The 11,145-nt window shown below is 63.4% G+C and carries 5 protein-coding genes and 1 pseudogene; 3 read left to right on the plus strand and 3 right to left on the minus strand.

Annotation, left to right across the window (positions count from 1 at the left end; translation table 11 throughout):
- On the plus strand, positions 1-724 hold a 724-nt coding region (locus tag FTE24_RS17685; RefSeq protein WP_160441816.1), incomplete at its 5' end, for an ABC transporter ATP-binding protein.
- Positions 721-1,470 carry an ABC transporter permease gene (locus FTE24_RS17690; protein ID WP_150234009.1) on the plus strand — a complete coding sequence of 250 codons (750 nt, stop codon included), beginning with the start codon at positions 721-723 and terminating at the stop codon, positions 1,468-1,470. The genes FTE24_RS17685 and FTE24_RS17690, both read left to right, overlap by 4 nt.
- Before the next feature lie 374 nt (positions 1,471-1,844).
- On the opposite strand, the pseudogene FTE24_RS17695 reads toward FTE24_RS17690, so the two are convergent.
- Positions 1,845-2,714 (minus strand): annotated as a pseudogene (locus tag FTE24_RS17695) (AraC family transcriptional regulator); the annotation flags it as partial.
- A gap of 196 nt (positions 2,715-2,910) precedes the next feature.
- Between FTE24_RS17695 and FTE24_RS17700 the strand changes: the two are divergent.
- Positions 2,911-6,726 carry an S-layer homology domain-containing protein gene (locus FTE24_RS17700; RefSeq protein ID WP_160441817.1) on the plus strand — a complete coding sequence of 1,272 codons (3,816 nt, stop codon included), beginning with the start codon at positions 2,911-2,913 and terminating at the stop codon, positions 6,724-6,726.
- Positions 6,727-6,910: 184 nt separating this feature from the next.
- Here the strand turns inward: FTE24_RS17700 and FTE24_RS17705 are convergent, their stop codons facing one another.
- Both FTE24_RS17705 and FTE24_RS17710 read right to left on the minus strand, forming a co-directional pair.
- A complete protein-coding gene (locus tag FTE24_RS17705) occupies positions 6,911-8,830 on the minus strand; it encodes a fibronectin type III domain-containing protein (RefSeq protein WP_150235720.1) in 1,920 nt (639 codons plus the stop codon).
- 69 nt (positions 8,831-8,899) lie between these two features.
- On the minus strand, positions 8,900-10,951 hold the full coding sequence (locus FTE24_RS17710) for a YheC/YheD family protein (RefSeq protein WP_150235718.1): 2,052 nt from the start codon (positions 10,949-10,951) through the stop codon (positions 8,900-8,902).
- Positions 10,952-11,145 lie beyond the last annotated feature (194 nt).

An 11,145-nucleotide genomic window follows, 5' to 3' on the forward strand; every position in this document is an offset into this window, starting at 1 on the left:
GACGCTGCTGCGGGCGGCCGCGGGACTGCTGCCGGGCTTCGGCGGCCGTCTCGCCCTGGGCAGCCGCCCGCTTGGCGGCGGGCGCGCGGCCGGCGCCGCCGGAGCCGAAGGACCGGCGGTGCGCGTCGGCTTCGTGCCGCAGGACTACGGCCTGCTGCCGTGGCAGACGGCGCTCGCGAACGTCCGGACCGCGCTGCGCATCGCGCGTCCGGCGGAGCCTCGCGCGCAGCGCGAAGAGGCCGCGCTCCGCTGGCTCGGCCTTATGGGCCTCGGCGGCCTGGAACGCCGCTATCCGCGCGCGCTGAGCGGCGGGCAGCAGCAGCGCGTGGCGATCGCACGCGCCTTCGCGGTGCGGCCGGACCTGCTCCTGCTGGACGAGCCGTTCTCCGCGCTCGACGCGGCGACGCGCGAAGGGCTGCAGCGCCTGCTGCTCGGCAGCTGGCTCACGCAGCCTTCAACGATGCTGTTCGTCACGCACGACGTGGAAGAAGCCGTCCTGCTCGGCCGGAAGATCGTGCTGCTGGCGGCAGCGAAGCGTCCGGCCCCGGCGTCTTCGGGCACCGCGGCCGGAACTTCCGGCGCCGCGCCCGCCAGCGTGCGCGTGATCGACAACGAAGCGATCTGCTCGCTGCCGTTTGACAGCCGGCGCGACGATGAACGCTTCTACGCGCAGGTTCGCACGCTGCGCCGGCTGCTGGGCGGCGGGGCGGTGAGCGCCCCATGAACGGACGCCACGCGCAGCCGCTGCTGCGGCTGCTGGCCGTCTTCGCCGCGCTGCACGGGCTGTGGGCGCTGCTGTCCGCCTTGTTGAAGCGGGAGATGCTGCCGTCTCCCGCCGCCGTGTACCGCGCGCTGCTTGCGCTGGACGGAAGCGAAATGGCGCTCCATATCGGTACGAGTCTGGGCCGCGTCTTCGCCGGCCTCGCGCTTGCGCTGGCCGGAGGGCTGCTGCTCGGCCTGCTCATGGGCCGCTCGCCGCGCTGGAACCGGCTGCTCGATCCGGTCGTGTACCTGACGTATCCGATTCCGAAGATCGCGCTGCTGCCGGTGGCGATGCTGTTTCTCGGTCTCGGCGAAGCGTCGAAGATCGCCATGATCGCGCTTATTCTCGTTTTCCAGGTCATCATCTCCGTACGCGACGGGGTCAAAGCGATTCCGGCCGCCGCGTACGACGTGCTGACCACGCTCGGGGCCGGCCGCCTGGCGCGCTTCGCGTACGTCACGCTGCCCGGCGCGCTGTCGCCGATTCTCAGCACGGTGCGGATCTCGCTTGGCACGGCTTTTTCCGTCCTGTTCTTCACGGAAATCTACGGCACGGAGCACGGCCTGGGCTACTTCATCATGGACGCCTGGCTGCGGCTGGACTACCCCGAAATGTACGCCGGCATCCTGCTGTTCAGCGCGGCCGGATTCGCCTTGTTCGCGCTGGTCGACCTGTTCGAGCGCCGCTTTATGAAGTGGCGCGACTGACAGGGGACCGGCGGCTGCGCGTTCGGAACGGGCGCGGAGCTGCCGGGAACTTGAGGGAGAACTTCACGCCGTTCTCAGGATGATTCCAATTTTTCTTAGAGGATTTATAGTTAGTATTCATACTATAAGCATTCATACAGTATGGAATCATGGAAAAAACCTTTTTATGATCGTTAATGCCTTTTTATCATCGGCAGCCCCATGACTTCAATCCTTATATTTCACCGTACATTCGAAGACCCCGAACGAAAGCGCAGGCCTCGCGGCCCGGCTTCCGTTCGGGGTCTTTTTCAAGCTTGCTCCGTTGTGTTCGACTCCGTTGTGTTCGACTCCGTTGTGTTCGACTCCGTTCTGTTCGGTTTCGTTCCGTCCTTCCGCTTTCCGACCGGAATCCAGATCTCGCTGCGGTAATCCGGCGCGCTCTGGTCGCGCTGCTCGTTCCACAGCAGCTCCGGCCCTTCCGCCTGCTCATAGCCGGCAGAAGGGAACCACTCCGAATAGATGCGGCCCCATGTCTCCTGCAGCGCGTCCGGGAATTTGCCGACGGCTTCGAACACGGCCCAGCTCGAAGCTTCCACTTCCAGCGAAGCGAAGCCTTCCGGAACCGCGAGGGTGGTCGCGGCTCCGATGTAATGGTCGAGCCCGCCTTTTTCCTGCATCCGCTCTTCCGAGAACCGGGTCGAAGCGCTGACGAGGCCGCCGGGTTCGATATTCGACACTTTTTTCATCAGGCCGATTTTGTCCATGTCCAGACTGTGCCACATCGCGGCAATATCCGGGTTCACGCCTGAGAACACGATCGGAACCCGCTTCATGATGCCGACGATGCGAAAAGCTTCTTTTTCCACGATACGAACTTTCATGCGCTCTCCTCCTTCAACGGTCAATCGGAAGGTCATGGGCAGATACGCCTGAAGCTTCGCGCCGCTGCGGCGCGCTTCGGACGGCGTCACGCCGTGCAGCTACCGGAACGCCCGCGCAAACGAATCCGCCGAGTCGTATCCGTACTTGAGCGCGAGATCGACGATCTTCGCGCCGCCGCTTTGCAGCTCCCAGGCCGCCAGCGTCAGTCGTCTGCGCCGGACGTATTCGGTCAGCGTGACCCCGGCGAGAAACGAAAACATCCGCCTGAAATGGGTCTCCGAACACAAAGCGATCCGGGCAGCCGCCTTCAGGTCGATCTCGTCGCCGAGATGCTGTTCGATATAGGCCATCGCTTCGTTCATATTTTCCAGTACGTTCACCGCATTCCCCTCCTTGATTTCAAGATACCGGATTTTGGCCGCCTCCGCCCGACCTTTCCGGTGCCGGTTTTGTCGGGCGCGCAGGCGGTCGGACGGCTGTATATTTTTTGTAGATGTCGGTCTGTTAGGGTGTACAAGAACGCAATGACGGCAAGGCGAAGAAAAGGTTCGAACCAAGGACAGGGGGATGGAACAATTGTTGAAAACGAAAAATCCGGCAGGGTCGGGCAGGATGCTCAGACTGGCGTTGGCGGGGGTGCTGACGGCCGGAAGCTTGGCGGGAATCGGCCCGGGTACGGGCCGCGCGGCCGCTGAAGCAGCGAACGCCGCTGCGGCATCGGTGACCGAAAATGTCTACGCGGGCGGCATCCAGAGCGGATTGGTCTCGTGGGTAGACATCGCGAGAAGTTCGCAGCAGTCGCAGGGACAGGTCATTCCCAAGCTGACAGATTTGTCTTCGCCATTCGATTGGATGGCATCGGGCGCGGTAACGTACGATGCCGCCGCGCTGAATTTCAATCCGGCGTATGCCGGTTACGGTTATTTCCAGGTACCGGCAGCGTCGGGATTCAAAAATAAAATTACGGATACCGTCGAAGTCTTCTCGGTGCAGCGGGTGCAAGCGACCGCTTCGAAAGGGTATCCGTGGGAACTCGGAGGCGGTTATTCCGCGGCGGGCGCCCGGTATTTGCCTTCCAGCCTGTCTACCTACTTCGGTTCGTCCCAGACCCGAACGGTCGATCTGAAGCAGCGCGACCTGACGCAGGGGACCCTGCTGAACATGCACAGTATGCCGGGCGAGTGGGCGGCTTCCCTGAACGGCGAACAGGTGACGCTGGACAATACCAACACCGTCGACTTTGTCAGCCAGGTGCCTTCGTCGGGCGCTTACTATTTCGGGGCGGCGCATAATCAGGTGCTGGACGGCAGCGTCTCCGAGATGATCGTCTTCAACCGCAAGCTTGCGGATCAGGAACGCCAAAAGGTGAACAGTTACCTCGCGCTCAAATACGGAATGACGCTGACGGGCAGCAATCTGGAGAACGTCGACTATATCGCAAGCGACGGCAGCTCGATGTGGGACGCCGGCGACAATGCGGGCTACGGGCACCGGATTACGGGCATCGGCAGAGACGCTCTCAGCGGACTGGAGCAGAAGCAGTCCAAGTCGCAAGATAAAGACGCGCTCGTAACGTTGGCGCTGGGCGTGGAAGTGGCGCCGTCGAACAAAGACAACGCGAATGCGATCACGAACGAACAGTCTTTCCTGACGTTCGGCGACAATGGCAAAGCCGCTTCGTACACGGGCACGGTTACGGACACGCAGGCCGGTACGTTCCCGGTCATGGAGCGTACGTTCAAAGTGGAGAAAACGGACTGGGTCGATCGGGTCGTGACGCTGGATCTGGATCTGGCCCAAACGGCATCGGCTTCCCAGCAGTATTACCTGGTCGCAAGCGCCAACGAAACTTTTGCGGGCGCGAAGTTCTATCCGGCGGACAAAGACGGCAAAATCTCGCTCGACAGCAGCGAATTGGCGGACGGAAGTTACTTCACGTTCGCCCGCGTCGACAAAACGGCACTGACGACAGGCGCGGCTGCGATCGACAACGAATTGTCCGGCGGAACGCTGAAGCCGGAAGATTACACGCCCGACAGCTGGAACGACCTGCAAAATAAACGGATAGCGGCAAGCGCCGTATTGTCGGACGTCAACGCTTCGCAAAGCGCCGTCGACCGGGCGTTGAAGGAACTGTCCGATTCCCGGCAGGCACTCAAGCCCCAGGGAGCGGCGTTCGATCAGGCGGTATTGGAAAAAGGAACGTCCGGTTCGCGCATCGCGATTACGCTCGATCGGGGCGTGACGTTCGACGGCCAGGTACCGGCCGGCTTCACGGTTCGTGTCGGCGGCGCGGAAGTTGTCGTCCCGGCAGCCAACATCAAGGTCGATCCGCAGAATCCGAAGCGGGTATGGATCGACCTGCCCGCCGATCTCGACCTGTCGAACGTCGACACGGTCGGCGTGGCTTACGATTCGGCGACGGGCAGCCTGAAAGGGCTGAACGGCGGGCCGGTCGGCAGCTTCAATGAACCGGCCCACAGCGGATTCGGTGCGGCGCTGACGATCGCGCAGCCGGATACCGTAACGGGTGTCGTCTACGGCGGCGAGCCGTCGTTCGGCGGCATGACCGAGCCGGGCACGGAATCGCTCGACGTCGTCGTTCGCGACGCGCAGGGCCAAATCGTCACCGGCGCAGGCGGTGCGGCGGTCATCGACCCGTCGACCGGCGCCTGGAACCTGGCTTCGAAGCAGTCGCTGCCGCCGGGCACGTACACGGTTGAAGTGACCGCGAAGAAGAACGGGCAGGTCGCGGTGAAGACCCGCACGTTCACGGTCGTCGACAAAACGGCGCTTCAGCAGCGCCGTGACGCCATCGTCGGCGAGAATCTGAACGGTTCGGCCTACACGCCTTCGACGTGGAACGAACTGCAAGGGGCGCTTGACGAAGCGGCGCAGGTCCTGGGCGACAAGACGGCGACGCAGGCCCGGATCGATGCCGCGCTGAACCGCCTGAACGCGGCTCGCTCGGCGCTGACCGTTCTGTCGGTCAATCCGCCGTTCCAACCGTCGGTGCCTTCGCCGACGCCGGTACCTGCGGCGCCGAACAAGCAGATCATCTCGGTAGACGTGGCAGCCGGCTCGGAAGGGCTGACGGATCTGACGCGGGTCGAGCTGGAACGCACGACGAACGCGGACGGGTCGCTGAGCGACCAGGTGACGTTCACGCCGGTCAAAGCGCAGGAAGCGATCGGCAAAGCGCTGGCCAAAAACGATCCGACCGCGCGGATTCTTATTCCCGATCCGACCGACGCGATCGGCGAAGTCAACGTCAATCTGCCGCAGGCGACGATCGCGCTGCTGACCCGCAGCGGCGTAAATCTGGAGATCCACAATCCGAACGGCACAATTGTCGTACCGGCCTCTTCGCTCGAAGGGGTGTCCGGCGACCTGTACTTCCGCCTCGTACCGATCAAGCAGCCGCAGCAGCGGCAGCAGGTCGAGAATCGCGCCGTGACCGAACAGGTCGTGCGCGAGCTGAGCGGCAACAAAGCGGCAACGGTTGCCTCGCGTCCGATGACGATCGAGACCAATCTGTCGAGCCGTCCGGTGACGCTCGTACTGCCGCTTGACGCGGCAAAACTGCCGGAGAACGCGGCGCAGCGCGCCGACTTCCTGCGGGAACTGGGCGTGTATATCGAACACAGCGACGGCACCAAGGAAGTGGTGCGCGGCGAAGTCGTGACGATGGACGCGGCAGCAGGCGGCAAACTCGGCCTGCGCTTCGGCATTCAGAAGTTCAGCACGTTCACGATCGTGCATCTGGCCGAAGCGGCGCATCATGACGCGTATATCCAGGGGTACACCGACGGCACGCTGCGTCCGGATCAAGGCGTGATCCGGGCCGAGATGGCGGCGATGCTGAGCCGTCTGGGCCAACTGCAAGCGGCCTCCGGTACGCAAGCGGCCGCCTTCTCCGATCTGCGGAGCGGCTATTGGGCCGGCGATTACGTCGGTCAGGTCACGACAGCAGGCTGGATGAAAGGGTACACGGACGGCAGCTTCAAGCCGGACGGCGCGATTACCCGCGAAGAAATGGCTTCGATCGCGTTCAACTATCTGGGCTTGAAGGCAGGAAGTGCGACCGGCGGGTTCCCGGATGTCCGGGCCAACGGCTGGTCCGGCGGCCTCATCGCCGCCGTGCAGAGCGAAGGGCTCATGTCCGGCTATCCGGACGGCACGTTCCGTCCGCAGCAGGCGCTGACGCGGGCCGAAGCGGTCACGATCTTGAACCGGCTGTTCGACCGCGGACCGCTGCACGGCGCGGAAGGCGCGACATGGCCGGACGTATCGGCGGCGCATTGGGCTTACGGCGATCTGATGGAAGCTTCGCTGGATCACGATTATGCCAAGCGCAGCGGCGGAGGCGAAGATTGGGTGGCTGCCGACTGACGCAGGATGTATCATGCCTAGCCGAGCCGCGCATACGGCGCACGGCAAGCACAAAAAGAAGCGGGAGGCCCCGGGGCCTTCCGCTTCTTTTTGCCGTTCTGATTGCGCAGCGCTGGCGCGCCTCGCTGCTTGCCGGCGATTTTCCAATGGAGCTGCTCTGAAAATCGCTTCTTGCAAAATGATGTTACTTGCCGGCCGGATCGGCCAGTCCCGTGCTGCGCAGCAGGTTGACCAGCAGCGCGGCGGCTTCGCCGGCCGTTCCCTGGCGCTGCGCGGCGATGATCTGTCCTTTGTCGCCGCGGAACAGGCCCGCCGCGTACGCGGTCTCGACGTACGAATCGGCCCATTCGGAGACGTCGCCGGCATCGCCGAACGCGTTTTTCGCCGTGGTCGAAGCCGGGGCGAGGGCGTTCAGCTGCAGGTCGAACTGGCGGCTGGCGTTCACGAGGATCGCGATCATCTCTTCGCGGGTGATCGCTCCGTCGGACTGGACGCTGGCCGGCAGCCCTTCGTACAAGCCCGCGCTGCGCAGCGCGGCCAGCGACGAAGCGGCGTTCGTGCTGTACGACTCAAGGCCGAGCGCGCGTACCGTCATGCGGGCGAACGCTTCGCGGTCTAGCGGCGCGGCGACTTCGCGGCCTTCGAGAATGCCTTTGGTCGTCGACGCGCTGACCGCGCTATCGAACCATTTGCCGGATTCGGCTGGTTTGTCGTAACGAACGAGCAGGACCGGATTGCCGCCGGTCGTGTGCAGGATCGCCTGGCCGTCCTTGAACGTGACCGGAATCGGCACGTATTTGCCGTCGACGAGCATGACGGCGCCGAGGCTTGCGAGGTCGGAACCGGCGGGAACGGGAATCGTCTGCTCGCCGTAGCGGCGGTCGTAGCCGTTAATGTCAGTCGATTTGGAACCGCTGCTCGCGATCATGCGGAACGCGTACGCGTCGCCGACCGGCACGGCGCCGACCGCTTTGGTCCAGGCGCCCGGAGTCGTCGATACGGGCGTCTTCTCGATCTCGATCCGGATCGAGACTTGATCCGACGTCACGCCGAGGCGCTGCGCGGCTTCGGAGAGGCGCAGGCGTTCGACCGGGAACGTGATGCCGACGTCGGCCGTGCTAACCGAGAGTCTATTCGCTTTGCTCGACAGCGGCGCAAGCGTGCTGCCGTCCAACAGGATCTGCATGGCGGTACCGCTGAGCTGCGGCAGGCGATAAGCGAGCGTCTCGCCGCGTGCCGCCTGCTCGGAAGCCTGGGAGATCCCTTGCGGAGTCAGCCGGAGTTCCGCGCGCGACGAGCCGTCCTCCGCCGTGGAACGGGTCAGGCTGGCCGAACGGGTCGTCAGGTTGCCGGCCGAGACGGCGAGCACCTGGATCGATTCTTCCGCGCCTGCGGCCGGGGTTGTCGGTGCAGTCGTCGGTGCAGTCGTTGCAGTCGTCGGTGCCGGAACTTCGAACGTAGGCGCCGGTGCCGGAGCGGCAGGCGGAGTCTCGACCGGAGGCGGCGTTTCCGTTGGCGGAAGCGTGCCTTTCGGCGTAGCCGATACGAAGTTGGAGTAGCCGACGTTCGAATGGCTTTTGATCGCGAAGCGGAAATAATACGTTTTCCCGTTAACGAGGCCCGTGACGGTCAGCGACGTGTCCGTGAGGTTCGAAACGTTCGACGGGTTGACCGTTTCGTAATTCATGCCGTCGTCTCCCGAAATTTCCAGTCGGCCGTCTTCGAAGTTCCGGGGCTTGGTATAACGAAGCGTCGCCGATTGGTCGCCGGATTCGGCCGTCAGGCTCTGCCAGGCGAGGTCGGCTTCGGGGATTTCGGTGCCCGAGCTGCCGCCGCCCGTGTCGCCGCCCGATTCGCCCAGCGCTTCGAACGGCTGGTCGGAGAGCGTGTCGTCCGCAGGTTCCGCGTAAGCGGCGCCGAGGCCGAGGTACTGGCTCAGATAGGCGAACGAATCGCCTTCGTAAGTTGCGGGCTCGGCGTGGGCCGCGACGGAGGAACCCGTCAACAGCTGGGCGGTCAAGCCGGTCGTGAGCACGGCGGAACGGAGCATGACTTTTGCTTTATTTTTGCTTTTGCTGCGGGCTGCATTCTTCTTGTTGTTCATAAGGCACGCTCCTGATTATCGAATAGGATCTATGGATCTATGGATCTATGGATCTATGGATCTATGGATCTACGGACGTATCAGCCGCAGGCAGGAAGGCACCAGGATCTTGGACGCTTCCAGTTCGCGGCTGATGACTCCGACTTTGTTCATGTTAGCTTCGTACAGCCAGATCGAGCCGTCGCGTTCGATGCCGAGATCGAGCCCGATTTCCCACAGTTTGTGTTCCAGCTGGTCTTCGAGCCGATCTGCGGCGGCAAGAGCGAAACGGCGGACGCGGGCGTCCATTTCTTCTTCGCGGCCCGGGAACTGGTACGGCAGGAACCAGCTCCATTGGGTAAAAGCCCGCAGGTTGGTATGGTGGTTGACGACTTTGTGGCGCTGCTGCGTGGAGATGTACGGCATATGGCCGATGATGTGGAACCGGTCGTCTTCGCCCCGGATCAGATGGACGCGAATATGAAAAGGCAGTCCTTCCGGAGTCACGCTGTCGACGAATTTTTGCAGGACCATCTCTTTGCTTGCGGCCAATCCGCCGAGCAGCTCGGATAACCGGTCTTCGGGCAGCAGATGGCTGTACAGCGGATCGTCGACGCGATAATGCTCGCCTTCCCGCCGGACGACGATGATCGCGGAACCTTTCGTCCCGCCGCTCGGCTTGATCACGGTCTGGCCGTGGTCGTCGATAAACGATTTCGCTGCCGCGGCGGAATCCAGCGCGGCGTACGGAATCAGGTGCGGAGCGACTTCGGGATCGCCCGAGAGCAGTTCGTAGGCTTTGAGCTTGCTGAAGCTGCCGGCCGGGCGCGAATGCGTGTTGGGGATGCCTTCGAGCCTGAGGTAAGCTTGCTCCGAGCGCCGCAGCCCCCGTTCCTTGAGCCGGTCGTACACGACGTCGGGCAGGCGCCGGTACTGCGCCGTCCAGCGGCCGCGTTCAAACACTTGCGCTTTGAGCAGCGGGGAAGCGAACGCCGCGTCGACCGGACGGAACCAGAAGAAATCGGCATCGTGCGCGGCGCTGGCAAAAGCCATGGCGTCGTGCAGCCGCACTTCGTTGTCGCGTTCGGATACGAGCATGCCGAGCGTCTGCCGCGTGCGAATCTGACCGCTCCGCACGGCGTGCATATGCCGGCAGAAGCCGAGCAGCCGCACCGCGCGCAGCTCTTCGTGGTCGCGCGTCTCGGGCGAAGCGTTGGCTTCGAGGAAAAAGATCTCGCCGCGCTCGCCGAGCAGCAGGTCGATCCCGAGTTCGTTGCACAAAAACGGATACGGCCGATTGACGGCTTCCGCCAGCCGCAGCGCCGTCTGTTCCAGCTTGATCCGCAGCGCTCCGGCGTCTTCTCCGTGCAGGGATCGAAGCGTCTCTTCGAGATCCGGGCTCGTTCCGCCCGCCCCGAGATTGCTGACGAACGACCCGGGCCGGCCGACGCGCGGATACGTGCGGGTGACGCGGAACTCGCCGTGCTCGTCGCGCTGGACGTGCACGCGGTAATCGATCGGCTCGCCCTGCAGCGTCAAAGTCGGCCGGCAGGCCTGAACCAGATGGCGCCGCGGGTCGGAGGCGATTTGGCGCAGCCGTTTGTTCAGCGCGCTTGGGCCGAGCAGGCGCGAAGCGCCGCCGCTCTCGTCCAGCCGGTAGCGGTCCGCTTCGCGGCGCAGGCGCAGCAGGCCCTGACCGCGGCGCCCCGCGGCCGGCTTGATGACGACGTCGCCGTGCAGCGCCAGCATGTCCAGCGCGCGCTGCGCCGAGTCGAGCGGCTCCGTCGGCAGCAGAAGCTCGGCAAACTCCGCTTGAAGGGACGAAGCCACCGCCTCTTTGTCTCCGATCAGGTGAACGGCGAAAGGAACTTTTTGGCGCAGCGCTTTTTCCGCTTCGGGCCGCTTGGCGGCAAGCTCCGGAGCTTCGTTCAGCACGACGTCCGGATAAGGGGTCTCGCGCAGGTGGAATTGGTCGTGATGGGGGTGAAGCGCCTTGATCGTTTCCCTTTCGGGATCGATGCCGTCCAGGCCGAAGAAGCAGAGCGAGACGTTCTGGCGCTCCGCTTCCGCGAGCAGCGCGTCGATGCGCGCTCGTCCAATGGCCTCGAACGGGTCGGTACGATGATATACGCCGATTAACATGATGCCGGATATTCCTCCTGTTCGATCACGGGTTTCGTTCCAAGCGATTGGATGCACGGAATGAAAGTGAATAAAATTTACTATATATGTCGGCAGACAGAGGTTTTTTTAAAATAGGGATTTTTCCGACGTCCAAAAAACCTGCTCGAACCCGTCTGCGGCGCACCTACACGGGACTTGTATATTTTTTGTAC

It is taken from the genome of Saccharibacillus sp. WB 17 (genome assembly GCF_008634075.2).
In the GTDB taxonomy this organism is placed as follows: domain Bacteria; phylum Bacillota; class Bacilli; order Paenibacillales; family Paenibacillaceae; genus Saccharibacillus; species Saccharibacillus brassicae.